Origin of the sequence: Rhodoferax sp. OV413 (genome assembly GCF_900104385.1) — a bacterium.
In the GTDB taxonomy this organism is placed as follows: Bacteria; Pseudomonadota; Gammaproteobacteria; order Burkholderiales; family Burkholderiaceae_C; genus Rhodoferax_B.
This window is the reverse complement of the sequence record NZ_FNJA01000003.1, coordinates 525,761-544,641: the sequence shown is the minus strand read 5'-3', so window position 1 is coordinate 544,641 and position 18,881 is coordinate 525,761. Positions and strand designations below refer to the sequence as shown.

Genomic DNA, 18,881 nt, shown 5'->3' with positions numbered 1-18,881 from the left:
ACGGCGCTACTTGGCGCCCGCCTGCTCCAGCAAGACCACCATCTCGCGGTAGCCCCGGGCGCGCGCCAGCTGCAGCGGCGTATTGCCCGCGCGGTCGCTGAGCTGCAGATTGGCCCCGGCCTGCACCAGTGCGGCCAGAGTCCGCTGGTGGCGTGGCCCGCCATCGCCGAGCACGATGGACTCGATCAGCGCGGTCCAGTGCAGATTGTTCACATGGTCCAGCGGTGCACCGGCGGCAATCAGCTGTCGCACCACGCCGTCATGGCCCAGGTGCGCGGCTGCTATCAGCGCCGTGCCGTCGTAGCGGCTGGTGGTCAGCTTGGCGCTGGCGCCCAGGGTCAACAGCGTGGCCAGCGTAGCTTCGTCGTCGGCCACCGCGGCGATGGTGACGGCGTCGTAGCGGTCGTTTTCTAGCAAACCCAGATCGGCGCCCGCGCCCGCCAGCAGACGGATGGCCTGCGTCTGCCGGGCAAAGGTGGCAACGTGCAGCGGGGTGCGACCCTGTGGATCGCGGCTGTTCAGCTCGGCCTTCTGCGCCAGCAGCTGTTGCAGTTGGACCATGTCGCCACGCTGCGCCGCCGCATGCAGGCCGGTATAGCGGCTGATCTGTACGGCGCTGGGCGGTACCTGGCTCCAGCCGGGGCTGGCCAGCAGGCAGGCGGCGACCAGCGTCAGGGAGAGGCGGTAGCTACGCATGGCTTACTTCAGCTGGTCCTTGATCTTGTCCAGCGCGGCCAGCGCGCATTGCTCGTCCAGGTGGCCACCGGGCGCGCCGCCGACACCGACAGCGCCGATGACTTCATTCCCCAGCTTGATCGGCACGCCACCGCCCAGCAGCAGATAGCCCGGGATGTAGACCAGGTTGGCGGCTGCCGGGTTCTTCTGTGCGCCTTCCATCATCGCCAAGGTGCTGTTCTTCGCTGAGGCCGAGGTATAGGCTTTTTGCTGGCTGGCGGCTAGGGTGTGCGGGCCGGCGTTGTCGGCGCGCTGTACGGCGCGTACCCCACCCGCGCGGTCCACCACGGTGGCGCTGACCGCGTAGCCATTGGCGGCGCAGGCCGAGACGCTGGCAGCGGCGATCTGGTTGGCCAGGTCCAGCGAGATGTTGTGTTCTGTGCGTACGGCCTGGGCCTGTGCGGCGCCGGCGATGCAGGACAGGGCGATGAAAGCAGTTTTGAAGCTGAGGGTCATGGTGTTCTCCGAGGGGCGGTAGCGGTTCGATCAACCGTGGGAGAACTGTAAAAATTAAGGCACGATTTGCCCATGCGTACGGCTACGCCCGGCCCTCCGTAGAACTACGGAGCCTGTTCCTCGGCCAGCGCCGCGTAGCTGCGGATCAGCTGCGCCAGCGACTCGGCCTCCAGCTTGGCGAACAGATTGGCGCGGTGGGTTTCCACGGTACGCGGCGACACCTCCAGGGCCCGGCCAATCTCCTTGTTGGTCAGGCCGGCGACGATCAAGCCCAGCACCTCGCGCTCGCGCTCCGACAGCTGGGCGTAGCGCTCGCGCGCCTGCCGGTCGGCCTGGTGGCGGGTGCGGGACTGCACATGCTGGCGCACTGCGTTCTGCAGGGCTTCGAGCAGGGCTTCGTCGTTGACCGGTTTTTCCAGAAACTCGGCGGCGCCGGCCTTGAACGCGCGCCGGCACATGGCGACCGTGCCGTGGCCGGTCAGCATGATCACCGGCTGGTCCACGCCTTGGGCCACCAGGGTGTCCAGCATGGCCAGGCCGCTGATGCCGGGCATGCGCACATCCAGCACGATGGCGCCTATGCCTTGGCGGTCGAATTCGGCCAGGAACGCCTGCGGGTCGGCCCAGGTCTGCACCCGCAGCCCGACGGTGCTGATCAGCAGCGCCAGGCTGTCGCGCACGGCGGCGTCGTCGTCGATCAAATGGATCAGCGGGGACAAGGTGGTGGTCATGGCGCCAAGGGTAAGGACAGGCGCAGCGCGGCCCCGTGCGGGGCCACATTGCTGGCCTCCAGCGTTCCGCCCATGCCGCTGGCCAGGCTTTCGCAGAGGTTCAGGCCCAGGCCCAGGCCGCCGTGGCGGGTGGAGAAAAACGGCTCGAAGATGCGCGGCAGCACTTCGGGCGGAATGCCGGGGCCGCTGTCCTGCACCGTCAACCGGCCGTGTTGCGGGTCGGCGGTGATGCTCAGCGTCAGCTGGCGCTCGGCCGGTGGCAGCTGCTCCAGCGCCTGCAGAGCATTCATCAGCAGGTTGTGCACGATCTGCTCTAGCGCCACCGGCTCGGCCAGCACGCTGATGTTCGGCAGGCTGCTGAGTACGCTGGGGCGCACTTCGCGGCGCGTGCATTCGGGCTCCAGCAGGTAGAGGGCGTCGTGTACCGCGTCCTGCAGGTTCACCGGCTGCAGGGGGCCGGCCAGGTCGGGCCGCTCCACCGCGCGGCGCAGCCGGCCGACCACGCTGCTGGCGCGCCGGGCCTGCTCCACCGCCTGCGCCATGGCGCTGCGCGCGGTGCTCAGTTCGGGCGGGTCTTCGTCTAGCAGGCGGCTGGCGGCTTGGGTATTGGCCAGCATGGCGGTCAGCGGCTGGTTCAGCTCGTGGGCCATGCCGGCGGCCAGCTCGCCCAGGGTGTTGAGCCGGGCCACCTGGCCCAGGCGCAGCAGCTCTTCGGCGCGGCGGCGTTGGTTACGCTGGCGCTGCAGCGCCCGTACGGCCAGCAGCAGGGCGGCCATGGCCACAGCCCAGGCCAGCATCCATGTCCAGGGCAGTTCATTCCAGCCCACCTGGCGCAGCGCGGCAACGTCGAAGGGCTGGCTGTCGGTGGCCAGGTGCTTGTGGAATTCAAAGCGCCAGCCGCCGTCGCCGATGCGGCCTGGCTGCACCACGAACTCCTGGCCCGCCTGCTCCAGCATCAGGCGCACCGGGCTGCTATCGGCCACCATCGGCCATTCGCTCCAGGGCACCATGCTGCGCGCGTCTATGCGCAGCGCATAGCTGTTCGGGTCGGCGGCCAGCAGCAGCTGGAAGTGGCCTTGGGCCAGGTGGGCGCTGGCCAACACCACCTGGTGGCTGCGGCGCGAGCGCTCCTCGGCTGCGGCCAGCGCGGCGTCCGGCCAGCTGGCATTGGGGGCGCGGTGCTGCACCCCCAGAATTTGCGGGTAGACCGAGGCCAGGCGCTGCTCGGGCGCGGCCGACAGGCCGGCGGCGCTGGCCGGCTGCACCAGGGCCAGCATGGCCAGCACGGCGTCGTGCTGTACCGCGCGCTGGCTCAGCAGGCGGTGGGCGATGCGGGCATCGGTTTCAAACGCATCGCGCAGCTGCGCCAGCTCCAGCCGCGCCAACGCCAGGCTGCCCAGCGCGGTGAGCAGGCACCACGCCAGGAGCCACCAACCACGGCGCTGTACGGCTTTCCACATGGAACCCATTGTGCCTCGCCGGGTGACAATCCCGGTCTTCTGAGGAGTCTGGATGAAAGCCGTTTTGCAAAGAGTGCGCGAAGCCCGTGTCGTGGTCGGCGCCGAGCTGGTGGGGGAGATTGGCCCAGGCCTGCTTGTGCTGCTGTGCGCCGAGCGTGGTGATGCCGAGGCCCAGGCCGACAAGCTGCTGGCCAAGATTTTGAAGCTGCGCATCTTCAGCGACGCGGCCGGCAAGATGAACCTGAGCTTGCAGGACGTGGCCGGCGGTTTGCTGGTGGTCAGCCAGTTCACGCTGGCGGCCGATGCCTCGGGCGGGAACCGGCCCAGCTTTACCAGCGCGGCGCTACCCGAGGACGGGCGCCGGCTCTACGACTACTTTGTGGCCCAGGCCCGGCTGGTGCACCAGCCGGTGCAGACCGGGCGGTTTGCGGCCGACATGCAGGTGCACTTGGTGAACGACGGACCGGTGACGATTCCGCTTCAGATTCAGCCCGCGTAGGGATCGGCAATGCCCAGTTCGGCCAGGATTTCGGTCTCGTAGGCTTCCATATCGTCGGCATCGGCGGCGCTGGTTTCGTGGTCCCAGCCCTGGGCGTGCAGGGTGCCGTGGACCAGCAAGTGGGCGTAGTGGTCTTGCAGCGACTTGCCGTTCTCGGCGGCTTCGCGGGCCACGACTGGCGCGCAGAGCACCAGGTCGGCCGTGATCACCGGCTCCTGGGTGTAGTCGAAGGTCAGCACATTGGTCGCGTAGTCCTTCTTGCGATACGCGCGGTTCAGGGCCTGGCCTTCTTCGGCATCCACGATGCGCACGGTGATTTCGGCGTCCACGGCCAAGGCATGGCGAATCCAGCGGGCTACGCTGTGGCGCGGTAGGGCGGCGCGGTGCGTGGCTGCATCCGCAAGCTTGCCGAATTGCAGCGAGAGTTGCAGGTTGTTAAGCATGTTTTAGGCCTCTGGCGCAGGATCTATCTGCGCAGGCAGCTATGGTTTTTGTAGTGTCAGGCGGCCTTGCGGCTGCGCACGGGTATGTCGGACTTGCCGCGGGTGTCGTAGGCGTCGACGATGCGCGCCACCAGCGGGTGCCGCACCACGTCGGCGCTGGTGAAGCGGCAGATGGCGATGCCCTTGGTGCGGCGCAGTACCTGCTCGGCGTCGATCAGGCCGCTGAGCTGGGTTTTGGGCAGATCAATCTGGCTGACGTCGCCAGTCACCACGGCCTTGGAACCGAAGCCGATGCGGGTCAGAAACATCTTCATCTGCTCGGGCGTGGTGTTCTGCGCTTCGTCCAGGATGACGAAGGCGTTGTTCAGCGTGCGGCCGCGCATGAAGGCCAGCGGCGCCACTTCCAGCGCATTGCGCTCGAAGGCTTTTTGCACTTTCTCCGGCCCCATCAGCTCGTACAGCGCGTCGTACAAGGGGCGCAGATACGGGTCGATCTTCTGGTTCAGGTCGCCGGGCAGAAAGCCCAGGCGTTCGCCGGCTTCCACCGCCGGGCGGGTCAGCACGATGCGCTGCACGGCGCTACGCTCCAGCGCGTCCACTGCACAGGCCACGGCCAGATAGGTCTTGCCGGTGCCGGCCGGGCCGATGCCGAAGGTGATGTCGTGCTGGGCGATGTTGTCCAGGTAGGTGGTCTGGTTCGGCGTGCGGGCGCGCAGGTCGGTGCGGCGGGTTTGCAGGCTGTGGCCGTCGGCGCCCAGGTCGGCATCGCTGGCCAGCATCAGCTGCACGGTGTCGGGCTTGATCGGGCGGCCGGCCTGTTCGTACAAGGCCTGCAGCAGCTCCAGCGCCTGCTGGGCGGTGGCCTTGGGGCCGTCGATCTTGAACTGTTCGTGCCGGTGGGCGATCTTGATCTGCAGCGCGTCTTCGATGGTGCGCAGATGCGCGTCCATGGGGCCGCAGAGGTGGTCGAGCCGGGTGTTGTTGGGGGGCGAGAAGGTGTGGCGAACAATCATGGTGTGTATTGTCGCCTGCTACCCGCAACGCTGTTGCGGGTAGCCTTGCAGTCCGTCAGACGATGGCTTGCAGCGGGGCCTTGGTGGGTGCGGTTTTGTTGGTGCCGAACGCGATTTCGCCCGACAGTTGGCCGCCTTCTTCGATCACCAGCTTGCCGTAGCGCACCTTGCCGGTCACCTTGCCCGTGGCGTAGATCACCAGCTTGTCGCGCACCGTCAGCTCGCCGTCGAAGGCGCCGTGGATTTCGGCGATGTCGATGTCGGCTGAGCCTTTGAATGCGCCGGCCGAGGTGATCTGCATCAGGCGCGAGTCCATCGTGGCTTCGACCGTGCCTTCGACCACCAGGGTGTCGCAGTCGGTGATTTCCACGCCTTTGAGCTTGATGTTGGGCCCGACGGTCAGGGTGCTGCCGGTGGTTTTGACGGGGGCTTCGGCTGCAGCCACAGGGGAGGCGGTCATAGCGGGCGATTCGACGGGGTTGGTGTTCATGGGGGGAGTCCGGGCCAGGGGAGGGGGGGTATTCGTCAGGTTCTGGCGCAAGCCAAAGGTTTCGGGTTCACGCTTGCCAAAAAACGGGGCTTGCAAAGCCATGGGGATTCCTCCTTGAAGAGACACGACATACGTCTCAGAAGCCGTTGATGGTAGGGGCCTAAGCCGGTTACATCGCCCCGCAGGATGCAAGGTTTGTAACAAAATGGCGGATCGCCCCCGTCGTGGACAATCACGTTTTCAACACGGGAACCCCATGATCGGACGACTCCAAGGCCTGCTGGCCGCCAAGAACCCGCCCCAGGTGCTGATCGACTGCCACGGCGTGGGCTACGAGGTGGATGTGCCTATGAGCACCTTCTACAACCTGCCGGCGCTGGGCGAGTCGGTCAGCCTGCTGACCCATTTCGTGGTGCGCGAAGACGCGCAAATCCTCTACGGCTTTGCCACGCCGGGTGAGCGCGACGCGTTCCGCCAGCTGATCAAGATCAGCGGCGTGGGGCCGCGCACCGCCTTGAGTGTGCTGTCGGGCATGGGCGTGGACGATCTGGCCCAGGCCATCACCTTGCAAGAGGTGGGGCGGCTCAAGAAGGTGCCCGGCATCGGCCCCAAAACCGCCGAGCGCCTGCTGCTGGAGCTGAAGGGCAAGCTGGGTTCCGACATCGGCGTACGCACCGGCGCCACCAGCGACGCCCAGGCCGACATCCTGCAAGCCCTGGTGGCCCTGGGCTATAGCGACAAGGAAGCCGCGCTGGCGCTGAAGGCCTTGCCGGCTGGTGTGGGCGTGAGCGAAGGCATCAAGCTGGCGCTGAAGGCTTTGGCGAAGTAAGCGCTCAACCGGCTTGTTATGCTTTTGATAGCTGCCCGCGCAGGTGGACTATGCGCTGGCAGCCTATTTACTGTGCGTCACGGACCACGCGGCCGTTCAGTGGCTGCACCGGCCGTGCGTTGTACGGAAACAGCTGGCTGAACAGCCGCAGCTGCTCGGGGCTGATCTGCACCGGCTGCTTCAGCACCATCCACAGCACGCCTTCGGAGCAGGGCGGCGTGGTCAAGGACCCCATGAACTGGTAGTAGCGCATGTCTTGCGGCAGCAGCTCGTTCAGGTCCAGCAGGCCGGCGGGCATGCGCACCCGGTCGCCGCTGTCCAGCGGCATATAGGTCCAGACCTTGTTGATCAGCGCATTCGCCTGGCCGGGGTCGAGCAGCACCGCAATCACCGCCACCTGGCCATCGGGGTCACGGTGCACCAGGTGGGCCACCATGGCGAAGGTCTTGCCGTTTACGCGCTCTTCGCTCGGGTGGTGGAACACGATCTGGTGCAGCTTGTAGGTGGCGCTGCGCACCGTCAGCGTGTTCTCGCCCGCCACATCGACCTGGATGGTGCGGCCGTTGTTCAACACCATGGCGCTGCTCGGCTGGTAGCGGATCTGCAGCGGCTCGGCCGGGCCTTGCAAGGTGTTCAGCTGGTCGATGGCGATGGGCGACTGGCGCGTGCCCTGGGCGCAGAGATTGAATTCGGGGCTCAGCTTGGCCCAGGCCTGTGGGCCGTTGCTGCCCTCGTAGCCCCAGCGGGCTTCACCACCGATGTTGCTGCCGCTGTTGCCGTGGGGGGCGGCGCTGGGCTCGCGCCCGGCGGCGGCCAGGGCGGCTGCGCGCGTGGCGGCCCGGCTGTCCACCGGGTTCACCAGGCCGCCATGGGCTTTCTTATAGGCCGCAGCCACGTCCGGCGGCGGCACGGGGGCGCCGCGGGCACCGGCCTTCTTGGGTTCGGCCTCGATGGTCAGGACCATCTTGGGCACCTCGGCCGGCTTGCTTTTGGCGGCCTTGCCCTTCTTGGCCGGCGGCGGCGCGGCATTGACCTTGTCGGCGGCGTCGCGCACCTGCTGGGCGATGGATTCCTTGCTGCCCGGATCTTGCGGCTCGGGCTTGGCGGGCAGGGTGATCTTGCCTATGGGCTTGGGTTTCTCGGCCGGTGCATCGGCGGCCCAGGCGCTGGCCAGCAGCCCCGAGCACAGCAGCCAGCCTATCGCGCTGCCGCGCACAGTGCGCCAAGGGGAGGTGGGAGTAGAGGGAGTGGAGGGGACAGCGCGCACTGGGGCGGGGCGGTGCATCATGGAAGAGGTCCTGGCTTCGGAGAATGTGTTGCATCGACTATAGCCATAAGCGTTCGCGTGTTTCAGCCCAGTGACACGCTATAGTGACCAGCCCACCCTCTGCCCTCTGACTGCCGTGTCCATCCAGACTGATGATTTTGCTGCGCCGCCGCCCAAGCGCGTAGTCTCCGCCGCCCCGTCCTCGCCGCAGGAAGAGGCGATTGAACGCGCGCTGCGCCCCAAGCTGTTTGATGACTACGTGGGCCAGACCAAGGCGCGTGAGCAGCTAGAGATCTTCATAGGCGCGGCCACCAAGCGCGGCGAGGCCCTGGACCATGTGCTGCTGTTCGGCCCACCCGGCCTGGGCAAGACCACGCTGAGCCACATCATTGCCCACGAACTCGGCGTGAACCTGCGCCAGACCAGCGGCCCGGTGCTTGAAAAACCCAAGGACCTGGCCGCGTTGCTGACCAATCTGGAAAAGAACGACGTCCTCTTTATTGATGAAATCCACCGCCTGAGCCCGGTGGTCGAAGAAATTTTGTACCCCGCGCTGGAGGACTACCAGATCGACATCATGATCGGCGAAGGCCCGGCGGCGCGCAGCATCAAGCTCGATTTGCAGCCCTTCACCCTGGTCGGTGCTACCACCCGCGCCGGCATGCTGACCAACCCGCTGCGCGACCGCTTCGGCATCGTCGCGCGGCTGGAGTTCTACACGCCGGACGAGCTGGCCCGCATCGTCAAGCGCAGCGCCGGCTTGTTGAATGCGCCTATGGACGCCGAAGGCGGCTACGAGATCGCCCGCCGCTCCCGGGGCACGCCGCGCATCGCCAACCGCCTGCTGCGCCGGGTGCGCGACTATGCGGATGTCAAAGGCACGGGCACCATCACCCTGGACATTGCGAACCGCGCCTTGTCCATGCTGGACGTGGACCCGCAAGGCTTCGACCTGATGGACCGCAAGCTGCTGGAGGCGGTGATCCACCGCTTTGACGGCGGCCCGGTGGGGCTGGACAACATCGCCGCCAGCATCGGCGAAGAGCGCGACACGATCGAGGATGTGATCGAACCCTACCTGATACAGCAGGGCTTCTTGCAGCGCACCAACCGCGGCCGCATCGCCACCCTGGCCGCCTACCGGCATCTGGGCGTGACACCGCCACAGACTGAGGGTGGGCTGTTTACTGCGGAGTGAGGGGAATTTAGCTTTGCTATTTAATTAATAGCTGCCTGCGCAGGTGGTGCCTGCGCAAACGGCTGATTGGGCTATAAGCGTGGCAGGGCTGTCGGCCTACTTCACGCCACGCAGGTCGCGCCATTGCGCCCGCGCAAACCAGGCACATACCGCGGCCAGTGCCAGGTAGAACCCCTGCAGGCCCCAGTTCAGCGCCGGAAATTTCGCCAGGCCTATGAGCACAAACAAGGTGCTGATGGCGCACAGCAGACCCGACAGCAGCAGCCAGACCAGTGCCAGTGCACGTTCCACGCCGGTTTTGACGGTGCCCAGCGCGGTTTGCGTTTGCTGCCAGGCATCGGCCGCGTCGGCCAGCGGGCTTTGTTGTTGTTGCTCCACCAAGGCTTCGGCGATGGAGTTGCGCTGTACCAGTGCCGCAAAGTCGCCCTGGCGGGGCCGCGTAGCACGCTTGCGCCACCAAAAAAACACAAACAGCAACACAAGAGCTGCAACGAAGAGACCAGCGTACAGCAATTGCTCCTGCCACGGGTATTCGCTTGCGTGCATCAAGTAATGGAGCATGGTCTGTTCCTCAGGCGCTGGTTTCGTCCAGTGCGTTATCGGTTTCCAGATGCTGGGTATCGGCCCAGCCCACTAAGTTGAAGCCTTGCGGCGTCCACAGCAGGCGGTTGATGGCCGCGTTGCCCAGCTCCCAGCTGCGCGGGTCTTGCAGGCCCAGGCCGACCGCTGCGCGGTACAGCACGTCCATCACGCCGCCGTGGGCCACGATGGCGATCAGCTCGCCCGGGTGTTTTGCCGCCAGGTCTTGCACGCAGCCGAGCACCCGGTCGCGGAAATCGTTCAGGCACTCGCCGCCTTCGGGGGCGAATTCCGGGTCGCGCTTGCGCCAGCGCAGCGCCTGGTCCGGCAGACTGGCTTCGATCTCGGCAAAGGTATGGCCCTGGAACACGCCGAAACCGCGTTCGCGCAAGCCCTCGTCGGTGTCGATCTCCAGCCCCACGGCGCCGGCCACCGCCAGCGCGGTCTCGTAGGCGCGCCACAGGTCGCTGGCGTAGACAGCGGTGATGGGTTCGCCGGCCAGCGCCAGGCCTAACTGCTGGGCTTGCCAGCGGCCAGTGGCATTGAGCGGAATATCCAGTTGGCCCTGGATGCGGGTGTCAACGTTCCAGGCGGTTTCGCCATGGCGGATGGCGATGATGCGGGTGGGGTCCATCAGGGCTCCAGAGTGGCAGGTAGGTTAGTGCGGCAGTTCGATGGTGACGTTGCGCGGGCCGGCGGGCGGGTGCGGAAAGCCTTGCAGGGCGGCAGCCACCAGCGCGGGCACCACGTCGGTGCCGATCGGCGAGCGGCTGTCAAAACCGGCGCGGGTCTCGTAGACCACCTGGCCGGTGGACAGCTCGCGCAGCACCAGACTCAGCTGGCGCTGGAAGTTGCGCGGTGGTGCCCGCCACAGCGGGGCCGAGAAGCCCATGCCCCAACCCCGGCCGGCACCAATCCCACCACCGATCCACGGCGAGTAGTAGCCACCGCCCCACATGAACGGGTCGTCGCGGTAGGTGGTTTCTTGCGCCTGGGTGGTGATCAGCAGGCTGTAGGCCGGGCGCGCAGTGTCCAGCACAAAACCGGCCTGGTTCAGCGCCGGCAGCGCCAGTTGCTCCAGCGCGTTCTGGGCCTCGGTCTGCTGCGAAGGCAGGCGTTCGAAGCGGAACGGCAGCGGGCCGGGCGGGCTGCTCCAGGAGGCGAAGCTCTGCACTTCGCTGTCCACACGCCAGAGGTTGGCGCAACCGGTCAGCAGCACGGCGGCTGCGAGGAGGAGGGTGCGCCAGATCAGCATGGGAGCTCCTTAAAGGCGGACGACTTGCAGGCCGGGTAGACCGGCTGGTGGGAAGCTCGGAGCATCGAAGGCCTGGTCACCGTCTTCACTGGGTACGCCGGTGGTCTGCAGGCCTTCGAAGTCGTAGCGGCTGCGGTCCATCAGGTGCGAGGGCACGACGTTCTGCAGCGCACTGAACATGCTCTCGACGCGGCCGGGAAACTTCTTTTCCCATTCCTGCAGCATCTGCGAGATCTGCTTGCGCTGCAGGTTTTCCTGGCTGCCGCACAGGGTGCAGGGGATGATGGGGAACTGCTTGTGGGTGGCCCAGCGCACCAGGTCTTTTTCAGTCACATAGGCCAGCGGGCGGATCACGATGTGTTTGCCGTCGTCGCTGACCAGCTTGGGCGGCATGCCCTTGAGCTTGCCGCCGAAGAACATGTTCAAAAAGAAGGTCTGCAGCATGTCGTCGCGGTGGTGGCCCAGGGCGATCTTGGTGGCGCCCAGCTCGTCGGCCACGCGGTACAGAATGCCGCGGCGCAGCCGGCTGCACAGGCCGCAGGTGGTCTTGCCCTCGGGGATCACGCGCTTGACGATGCTGTAGGTGTCCTGGTTCTCGATGTGGAAGGGCACGCCCAGCGCTGTCAGGTAGGTGGGCAGCACATGCTCGGGAAAGCCGGGCTGCTTCTGGTCGAGGTTCACCGCGATGATGTCGAAGTGGATGGGCGCACGGGCTTTCAGCTTCAGCAGGATGTCCAGCATGGCGTAGCTGTCCTTGCCGCCACTGACGCAGACCATGACTTTGTCGCCTTCTTCGACCATGTTGTAGTCGACGATGGCCTTGCCCATTTCGCGGCACAGGCGCTTCTCCAACTTGTGGGTTTCCCGCTCGATCTTGAAGTCAGGGGCGGCGGGGCTGCTAGGCGTTGGGGCTTCGGCCTCGTCGGTGGTCCATACGGCGCTCATAGGGGTGCAATCGGTTCTAAAAACCCCGATTATCCCGCGCTGCGCTGCCAACCGGGTCGAACCCGGCTATATCACTGCGATTTGCTGGTGCTGGCCGTGGACTTTGCCATGGGCGTTTTAGGCTCCATGGCGCGGCGTACCGTGCCGTTGGCGCGCAATTGCTCGAACGCGGCCTGGGTGCGCGCCACCAGTTCCGCCGAGGTGAATTTGCTGTATGCCATGTAGACGCCAGTGGTCATTTCGTCCAGGCTCAGCACCTTTTCCAGCCCCGCGCAGTCGAAGTGGGTGGTCTGGCACTGGGCCAGCGCGCCGGATTCGCTGAGCGGCACCATGTCGACCTTGCGGTTCACCAGCTGGGCGAAGTTTTCGGTGCTTTGAGCGGAGACCACTAGCCGCGTAAAGCCCTGGCGTTGCAGGAACTGGTGGCGCAGGTCGTCGCGCATCACGCCGACCACGTAGTTGCGCGCGGCGTCCAGGTTGGTTGCGCTGATATCGCTGCGGTCTTTCAGCTTGTACAGGTGGTAGCGCACCTGCAGCAGTTCGCCAACCCACTGGAACTGCGGATCGCGCTCGGGGGTGCGGGCGATCAGATAGATCAGTACATTCGGCTCTTTCAAGGCCATGTCGTAGGCCCGTGCCCAGGGGTACATGGTCAGGCTGTAGTCCTTGATGTTGGCCAGCTGCAGGGTTTTTTGCAGGATCTCGGTGGCCGGGCCGGCGATCTTGTCGCCCTGCATATAGACATAGGGCGTGGTTTCGGTAACCACCCGCACGGTTTGCGCGCTGCTGAGCAGCGGCGCCAGCAGGGTGGCCGACAGCAGCCACATCCGCAATGCTTTATCCATGGTCTGTTCCTGTGTTGCTCTGCAAGGCAATAGCCGCGGGGCTATGCACCACCACCTGGTTCCTGCCTTGGCTCTTGGCCTGGTAGAGCGCTTTGTCGGCCTGGTCGAACAAGGTGTCAAAGCGCTCCACTTGTGTGGCGTCGAGCTGGGCCAGGCCGACGCTGATGGTCACGTGGGCCGCGGCCTCGGAGTCCTGGTGGGGGATGGCCAGCGCAGCCACGGCCTTGCACAGATGGGACGCCAGCTCCGCACCATGGGCGGCGTCGATACCCGGTAGCAGGATGGCGAACTCTTCGCCGCCGATGCGGGCCACCAGGTCGCCGGCGCGGGCGCAGCTGGTCTGCATGGCTTCGGCTACGGCGCGCAGGCATTGGTCGCCGGCGGCGTGGCCATAGCGGTCGTTGTAGCGCTTGAAGAAGTCGATGTCGCAGACCAGCAGCGACAGCGGCTGGCCGGTACGCAGCGCGCGGCGGAACTCGATTTGCTTGACCTCGTCGAAATGCCGCCGGTTGGCCAGGCCGGTCAGCGGGTCGGTACGCGCCAGGCCATCGAGCAAGGCGTTCGCATCTTCCAGCCGGGTATTGGTGTTTTCCAGTTCGGTAGTGCGTTCGCGTACCAGGTCGGCCAGGTGGTCGCGGTGGGCCACCAGCTCTTTTTCATCGCGCTGCTGGCGCTCCAGGTAATCAGACAGATTGCTCTGCAGCTGGTTGACCCCGGTGACCAGCTGTGACAGTTCGTCCTGGCGGTTCGGATGGCGGTCCAGCGTCAGCAGCTGGCGCAGATTGCTGGGCGTCAGCTGGCCCAGGTGCTGGGCGATGCGCCGCACATGCACGGTGACCAGGCGGCTGAACAGCAGCATGATCAGCCCGGCCAGCAGCAGGGACTGCGCGACCTGGGTGATCACGATGTTGGCAATCTCGGCGCGCAGCCGGGTCCACAGCACCCGCTCATCGCCATACAAGGCAAACGTGCCCACGGTCTCCTTGGTGCCGGGAAACACCTCGTAGTCCAGCTGGGTCTGCAGCGTGGGCGCCAGGTTGGACATCTGCCAGCCTTCGCGGGTGCGCCGGAACACCTCGGGCACGCGGTTGGCCGACTGCAGGGTCACGACCACCTGGCCGACTGACGGCACATTCACCACGCTGGCGATATGCGTTTGCATGGATTCGCGGTCCATCTCCCAGATGGATTTGGACAGGGTGCGCTCGTAGACTTGGGCGATCAGCTTCAGCTCGCCCGACATCACCGCCACACTGTTTTGCCAGGCCGACCAGGTGCGCAAGCCCACGACTGCCAAGGTGAACAGCAGGCAAAACCCCAGCGTGGCCAGCACAATGCGGCCGCCCAGGGACACCGATGTCGGCGGCTTTACAGAAGGTGCTTCTGTCACTGCGTCAACAGGCGGGGTGGGGCCGACGGGGGCGGGGATGGGCTGCACTCAAAGCCATTTTTTCTGCAGGGCGTCGTAGGTGCCATTTTTCTTGATGGCCTCCAGACCCTTGCGAAAGCGTTCGACCAAGGCGTCGGGCGTCTTGAGCCCAAAGGCCATGTAGTTGCCACCGCCGCTGAGCTCGGGGATGCGCAGTGACTTGTGCAGCACCTGGGCCGGGTCGTCGCCGGCCTGGCGCGACATGAAGTAGGCGCCCAGCTCGTTCATGACCCACAGGTCGACGCGGCCGAGCTTGAGCTTCTCGTAGTTCAATTCGTATTTGCTGCTGGACTGCAGGTTGCGGCCCAGGGCGAAGCCCTGCGAGGCCAGGAACTGCTCGCCGATGTCTTGGTTGACCGTGCCGATCTGCAGGCTCTTGGCGCTTTCCAGGTCGGCCAGCTGGATGTGGCGGCTTTTCAGCGAGAACAGGTAGAAGTCGGTCGGCGTGATCTGGCCGACCCACTTGAACAGCTTTTCGCGTTCCTTGGAACGGTTCATGGAATAGATCAGCACGCTGTCGCTGTTCTGCGCCGTTTCATACGCCCGGGCCCAGGGAACCGACTGGAACTGGCCTTCTATATTGATCTCTTTCAATACCGCCTGGACCACCTCGGTGCCGAGCCCGGTGATCTTGCCCTTGTCGGTGTAATTGAAGGGCGGGTATTCCTCGGTCAGTATCTTGATGGTCTCCACCGACCAGGAGGGCAGTGCGCAAGCGCAAAGTCCCAGCAGCACAAAGGTGCGGCGGGCCGATGTCGCAAAGCCGGACAAGATCATGCAGCTATCTCCACGGTGGCGAATGAACGGGCCTGCGCATAACCGGGGGGGCAGGCTGGATCAGTTTATTCTATGGGCTGACCGTCCGTGTTTGGGGCGAGATTTGGGGCCTTACCACTGGCCGGTTTCGACTCTTATGGCGACTTCGCAGTCGTCAAAAATCTCCAGCTTGGCGATCTTCACGCGCACGCCCAGCACGCCGGGCAGTTGCATCAAGCGCTGGGCCAGCTTGCCGATCAGGCTTTCCAGCAGGTTCACGTGTTCGGCGGTGCAGTCGTCGATGATGATCTGGCGCACCTTGCGGTAGTCGAGCACGTGGTTGATGTCGTCGTCGCTGGGCTCCAGTGGCTGCGGCCCCAGGTTCAGCTCGGCGTCCACCAGGATGGGCTGGGGCGAGGTTTTTTCGGACTCCAGAATGCCCAGATTGGCGTCGAAACGCAGCCCGGTGAGTTGCAGGGTTTGGTTGCCGGAGGTGTGGGACATGGTGTTCTTCTAGGTAAGGTCCATCAGGGAAAAATCGCGCTCGAATTGCATCAGGTGCTGGCCGCCGTCGACCAGCAAGGTGGTGCCGGTGATGGACCCATTCTCCAGCGCAAACTTCACCGTGGCCGCCACATCGGCGGCGGTGGACGAGCGGCCCAGCGGCGAGATCTGGTGCAGCGCGGCAAACTGTTCGTCGCTCAGCATATGGCTCTTCAGGGTCAGGCCGGGGGCTACGCCCACCACCCGCACCCAGGGCGCAAGGGCCTGGGCCAGCATGGTGTTGGCTACTTCGAGCGCGGCCTTGGACAGGGTGTAGCTGAAGAAGTCGGGGTTCAGGTTCCACAGCTTCTGGTCCAGCAGGTTCACCACCGCGCCGCTGTGGGTGCCGCGGGTGTGCAGATGCTGGTGCAGCGCCTGCGCCAGCAGAATGGGCGCGCCGGTATTGCTGCGCAGATGCTGCTCCATGGCCTTGAAGCCGAAGCTCTGGGCGCTGTCGTGCTCGAAGGTGGACGCACTATTGACCACTGCATCGACCGTGCCGAACTGCGCCAGCACCTGGGGCAGCAGGGCGCGCACCGCGGCCTCGTCCGCCAGGTCGGCCTGGAATGCAGCATGTTTTAGGCCGCTGGCGCTGGTAATAGCTGCGCAGTCAGCTACAGTTTGAATAGCATCCTGCGCGGAATGGCGGTAATGCACGGCCACTTGCCAGCCGCCGCGGGCCAGCGCCAGGGCGATTTCGCGCCCCAGCCGTTTGGCTGCGCCAGTTACCAACACGGTACGAGCTTGCGGGGAGGGCGGAGAGGGAGGCAACATTCAGAGACAATCCAGGGGTGGAAAAAACACCCCCCAGTTTAACGAGCGCGCTCCAGGCGGAGATTCGGCATGTGATCACCGCTGCCGGCGGCTGGATCGCCTTTGACCGCTTTATGGCCCTGGCCCTGTACCACCCCGGCCTGGGCTACTACGCCAACGACCGCCCCAAGTTCGGCGCCATGCCCACGCAGCTGCAAGACGGCCAGCGGGTCGAGGGCAGCGACTTCGTCACCGCGCCCGAGATGTCGGCGCTGTTCGGCCAGGCCCTGGCCGTGCAGGTGGCGCAGGCGCTGCAGGTCACCCAGACGAATGAGGTGTGGGAGTTCGGCGCCGGCTCCGGCGCACTGGCCCTGCAATTGCTGGAAGCCCTGGGCGACCAGGTGCAGCGCTACTGCATCGTTGACCTGTCGGGCAGCCTGCGCGCGCGCCAGCAGCTGCGGCTGCAGCGCTTTGCCGACAAGGTGGAATGGGTGACCGAGCTACCCGCCCGTCTGCAGGCGGTGGTGGTCGGCAACGAGGTGCTGGATGCGATGCCGGTGCAGCTGCTGGTGCGCCAGAGCGGCGCCTGGCATGAGCGCGGCGTGGCGCTGCAGGGCGAAGACTTCGTCTGGCAAGACCTCCCCACCGATCTGCGCCCGCCGGTCGAGATCGACGGCCCGCACGACTACCTGACCGAAATCCACCCCCAGGCCGAGTCCTTCATCCGCACCCTGGCCGATCGCCTGACCCAGGGCGCGGCCTTCTTCCTGGACTACGGCTTCCCCGAAGGCGAGTACTACCACCCGCAGCGCAACACCGGCACGGTGATGTGCCACTACGCGCACCGCTCCGACCCCGACCCGCTGGCCGATGTGGGCCTGAAGGACATTACCGCCCACGTCAACTTCACCGGCATTGCGCTGGCCGGCCAGGACGCGGGCCTGACGGTGCTGGGCTACACCACCCAGGCGCGCTTTCTGATGAACTGCGGTTTGCTCTCAAAAATGGAGCGTGCTACGCACGCAGAACGTGCGCAAGCGCTCAAATTGATCACTGAACACGAGATGGGCGAGCTGTTCAAAGTCACCGCCTTCGGCGCCGGCCCCGAGTGGGAGCCCCTGGGCTTCGCTGTCGGCGACCGCAGCCATACGCTGTAGCCATGATCCTAGATTCCGCAGTTGACCGCTTGTTATCACTTGGAACACCGTATGGCTATTGAATTTTGTGACCCTCTAGTCGCACACCTTCTGGGTGGACCACGCTACACATCCGATTGCACCACTGGCGCCGCGTCTGGCTTCGTTGCTCCGCCTGGCGGGCATGAGCCCGCTTCGTTGTCGCGCCTATCCAGCCACGCCCCCAGCGGCACACTCGGACGTGTCCAACTACGGAATCTAGGATGATCCGCTGGCTGCTGGTTATTTTCCTGGCCCTGTTATTGATTGACTGGTTTTCCCCGTTGTTGCACAAGCTCGGCTTTGGCAGACTGCCTGGCGACTTGCGCTTCAGACTCTTTGGCCGACCCTGGTTTATTCCGTTGACCACCACCCTGGTGCTGAGCTTTCTGGCCAGCCTTGTTTCCAAACTCCTCTAAAGAACTGATCCCATGAAAGCATGTATCGACATCGGCGGCACCAAGGTCGCCGTCAGCCTGGCTACTGGCAATGAGGCGCTGCCCGTGCTGCAGGCGCGGCGCACCGAACCCACGGCCAAAACCGGCACCAACGATGCGCTGGCGGTGCAGATCATCCGCATGGTCGGCGAGGCCTGCGCCGAAATCGGCGTGGACCCGGCCACGGTGCAGAACGCCGGCGTGTCGTCCTGCGGCCCGTTCATCATCCGCGACGGCCTGATCGAGCTGGCCGCACCGAATATCTGCGGCGGCATGGCCGGCCCGGCGCGTGGCCTGCCGAACGACTGGGATACGGCTCTGCTGGAGGCACCGCTGGGCGCGCGTTTCGCCCGCGTGCGCATCGAAAACGACTGCGTTGCTGCGCTCGAAGCCGAGCGCCACTGGGGCGCGCTGGCCGGTTTTGACCACTGCGCCTATGTGACCTGGAGCACGGGTATCGGCATGGGTGTGTGCGTGGACGGCCATGTGCTGCGTGGCAAGAACGGCAATGCCGGCCATGCCGGCCATATGTTTGTCTCGGACAACGACGATGCGCTCTGCGGCTGCGGCAATATCGGCGACGTCGAAGGCCTGGTGGCCGGCAATGCGATCGCCCGCCGCTTTGGCCAGGACGCCGCCGTGCTGTTCCAGGCCGCGCGTGCGGGCGATCCGGCTGCGCTGGCCAAGGTCGACGACCTGTGCCGCGTGCTGGGCCGCGCCCTGTACAACCTGGTTGTGACATTGGATTTGCAGCGTATCAGCCTGGGTGGCAGCGTGTTCTGGCACAACCGCGAGTTTCTGTTGCCGCGCCTGCAATCGCATATTGACGGCAAACTGCCGGCATTAACTGCAGGTGCCTTGCTGGTGCCCGCCGGATTGGCCGACAAAGTCGGTGATTACGCGGCTGTGGCATTGGCCTGATAGTGGGGTAATCAGGCGCCATTCGCCGCAGTGGGATTTATATGGCGTCTATTGGAGTGGGCTTATTGCACAGCCCATCCGGATAAATACATTGAAAAACTATTTTTAATAGGCTAGAGTCT

Annotated in this window: 23 protein-coding genes; 6 read left to right on the top strand and 17 right to left on the bottom strand. The window is 65.4% G+C overall.

Annotation, left to right across the window (positions count from 1 at the left end):
* Positions 1–6: 6 nt before the first annotated feature.
* The 4 genes from BLT66_RS14215 to BLT66_RS14200 form a co-directional block, all read right to left on the bottom strand.
* Entirely contained in the window at positions 7–696 is a 690-nt protein-coding gene (locus tag BLT66_RS14215; RefSeq protein ID WP_092758357.1) for an ankyrin repeat domain-containing protein, read from the bottom strand.
* Positions 697–699: 3 nt separating this feature from the next.
* Entirely contained in the window at positions 700–1,191 is a 492-nt protein-coding gene (locus tag BLT66_RS14210) for a GlcG/HbpS family heme-binding protein (RefSeq protein ID WP_092758356.1), read from the bottom strand.
* Positions 1,192–1,295: 104 nt separating this feature from the next.
* Positions 1,296–1,922, bottom strand: coding sequence for a response regulator transcription factor (locus tag BLT66_RS14205; RefSeq protein ID WP_092758355.1), 627 nt, complete (start codon positions 1,920–1,922; stop codon positions 1,296–1,298).
* Complete coding sequence (locus BLT66_RS14200; protein WP_092758354.1) at positions 1,919–3,382, bottom strand: sensor histidine kinase; 1,464 nt, start codon at positions 3,380–3,382, stop codon at positions 1,919–1,921. Before BLT66_RS14200 ends, BLT66_RS14205 begins: the two co-directional genes overlap by 4 nt.
* Positions 3,383–3,434: 52 nt before the next feature.
* Between BLT66_RS14200 and dtd the strand changes: the two genes are divergently transcribed.
* On the top strand, positions 3,435–3,881 hold the full coding sequence (gene dtd / locus BLT66_RS14195) for a D-aminoacyl-tRNA deacylase (RefSeq protein ID WP_092758353.1): 447 nt from the start codon (positions 3,435–3,437) through the stop codon (positions 3,879–3,881).
* Here dtd and ybeY read toward each other — a convergent pair.
* Genes ybeY through BLT66_RS14180 form a run of 3 tightly spaced genes read right to left on the bottom strand, consistent with a single transcriptional unit; the run spans position 3,869 to position 5,929 of the window.
* A complete protein-coding gene (gene ybeY, locus BLT66_RS14190; RefSeq protein WP_092758352.1) occupies positions 3,869–4,324 on the bottom strand; it encodes an rRNA maturation RNase YbeY in 456 nt (151 codons plus the stop codon). The genes dtd and ybeY overlap by 13 nt on opposite strands.
* A gap of 56 nt (positions 4,325–4,380) precedes the next feature.
* Entirely contained in the window at positions 4,381–5,337 is a 957-nt protein-coding gene (locus BLT66_RS14185; RefSeq protein WP_092758351.1) for a PhoH family protein, read from the bottom strand.
* Positions 5,338–5,392: 55 nt separating this feature from the next.
* Complete coding sequence (locus tag BLT66_RS14180; protein ID WP_092758350.1) at positions 5,393–5,929, bottom strand: bactofilin family protein; 537 nt, start codon at positions 5,927–5,929, stop codon at positions 5,393–5,395.
* A gap of 154 nt (positions 5,930–6,083) precedes the next feature.
* Between BLT66_RS14180 and ruvA the strand changes: the two genes are divergently transcribed.
* Positions 6,084–6,656: a Holliday junction branch migration protein RuvA gene (ruvA, locus tag BLT66_RS14175; protein ID WP_092758349.1), complete on the top strand. Its 573-nt coding sequence runs from the start codon at positions 6,084–6,086 to the stop codon at positions 6,654–6,656.
* A gap of 67 nt (positions 6,657–6,723) precedes the next feature.
* On the opposite strand, the gene BLT66_RS14170 is transcribed toward ruvA, so the two are convergent.
* Positions 6,724–7,944: a carbonic anhydrase gene (locus BLT66_RS14170; RefSeq protein ID WP_092758348.1), complete on the bottom strand. Its 1,221-nt coding sequence runs from the start codon at positions 7,942–7,944 to the stop codon at positions 6,724–6,726.
* Positions 7,945–8,059: 115 nt separating this feature from the next.
* Here BLT66_RS14170 and ruvB point away from each other — a divergent pair, with 115 nt between their 5' ends.
* A complete protein-coding gene (ruvB, locus tag BLT66_RS14165) occupies positions 8,060–9,121 on the top strand; it encodes a Holliday junction branch migration DNA helicase RuvB (RefSeq protein ID WP_092758347.1) in 1,062 nt (353 codons plus the stop codon).
* A gap of 96 nt (positions 9,122–9,217) precedes the next feature.
* Here ruvB and BLT66_RS14160 read toward each other — a convergent pair whose 3' ends face one another.
* The 9 genes from BLT66_RS14160 to BLT66_RS14120 all read right to left on the bottom strand — a co-directional run bounded on the left by BLT66_RS14160 (position 9,218) and on the right by BLT66_RS14120 (position 16,247).
* Positions 9,218–9,682 carry a hypothetical protein gene (locus BLT66_RS14160; RefSeq protein ID WP_143029223.1) on the bottom strand — a complete coding sequence of 155 codons (465 nt, stop codon included), beginning with the start codon at positions 9,680–9,682 and terminating at the stop codon, positions 9,218–9,220.
* A 10-nt stretch (positions 9,683–9,692) separates the two neighbouring features.
* Positions 9,693–10,337 carry a histidine phosphatase family protein gene (locus BLT66_RS14155; protein ID WP_092758345.1) on the bottom strand — a complete coding sequence of 215 codons (645 nt, stop codon included), beginning with the start codon at positions 10,335–10,337 and terminating at the stop codon, positions 9,693–9,695.
* Between the two features lie 21 nt (positions 10,338–10,358).
* The gene (locus BLT66_RS14150; RefSeq protein ID WP_092758344.1) at positions 10,359–10,955 is read right to left on the bottom strand and encodes a DUF4136 domain-containing protein; all 597 of its coding nucleotides are present in this window, start codon (positions 10,953–10,955) and stop codon (positions 10,359–10,361) included.
* A 9-nt stretch (positions 10,956–10,964) separates the two neighbouring features.
* Entirely contained in the window at positions 10,965–11,900 is a 936-nt protein-coding gene (gene ttcA / locus BLT66_RS14145; protein ID WP_092758343.1) for a tRNA 2-thiocytidine(32) synthetase TtcA, read from the bottom strand.
* Positions 11,901–11,971: 71 nt separating this feature from the next.
* Positions 11,972–12,745 carry a substrate-binding periplasmic protein gene (locus BLT66_RS14140; RefSeq protein ID WP_092758342.1) on the bottom strand — a complete coding sequence of 258 codons (774 nt, stop codon included), beginning with the start codon at positions 12,743–12,745 and terminating at the stop codon, positions 11,972–11,974.
* Positions 12,738–14,135, bottom strand: a complete 1,398-nt coding sequence (locus BLT66_RS14135) for a GGDEF domain-containing protein (protein ID WP_218922611.1) — start codon at positions 14,133–14,135, stop codon at positions 12,738–12,740. Before BLT66_RS14135 ends, BLT66_RS14140 begins: the two co-directional genes overlap by 8 nt.
* Positions 14,136–14,183: 48 nt before the next feature.
* Complete coding sequence (locus BLT66_RS14130) at positions 14,184–14,951, bottom strand: substrate-binding periplasmic protein (protein WP_092758341.1); 768 nt, start codon at positions 14,949–14,951, stop codon at positions 14,184–14,186.
* Positions 14,952–15,062: 111 nt separating this feature from the next.
* Positions 15,063–15,434, bottom strand: a complete 372-nt coding sequence (locus BLT66_RS14125) for a dihydroneopterin aldolase (protein WP_092758340.1) — start codon at positions 15,432–15,434, stop codon at positions 15,063–15,065.
* Between the two features lie 9 nt (positions 15,435–15,443).
* On the bottom strand, positions 15,444–16,247 hold the full coding sequence (locus tag BLT66_RS14120) for an SDR family oxidoreductase (RefSeq protein ID WP_092758339.1): 804 nt from the start codon (positions 16,245–16,247) through the stop codon (positions 15,444–15,446).
* A gap of 71 nt (positions 16,248–16,318) precedes the next feature.
* Between BLT66_RS14120 and BLT66_RS14115 the strand changes: the two genes are divergently transcribed.
* From BLT66_RS14115 to BLT66_RS14105, 3 genes are all read left to right on the top strand, one after another.
* Complete coding sequence (locus tag BLT66_RS14115; RefSeq protein ID WP_255406904.1) at positions 16,319–17,383, top strand: class I SAM-dependent methyltransferase; 1,065 nt, start codon at positions 16,319–16,321, stop codon at positions 17,381–17,383.
* Positions 17,384–17,625: 242 nt separating this feature from the next.
* Complete coding sequence (locus tag BLT66_RS14110; protein WP_092758337.1) at positions 17,626–17,820, top strand: DUF2905 domain-containing protein; 195 nt, start codon at positions 17,626–17,628, stop codon at positions 17,818–17,820.
* 12 nt (positions 17,821–17,832) lie between these two features.
* Positions 17,833–18,759: an ROK family protein gene (locus tag BLT66_RS14105; protein WP_092758336.1), complete on the top strand. Its 927-nt coding sequence runs from the start codon at positions 17,833–17,835 to the stop codon at positions 18,757–18,759.
* Positions 18,760–18,881: the final 122 nt, after the last annotated feature.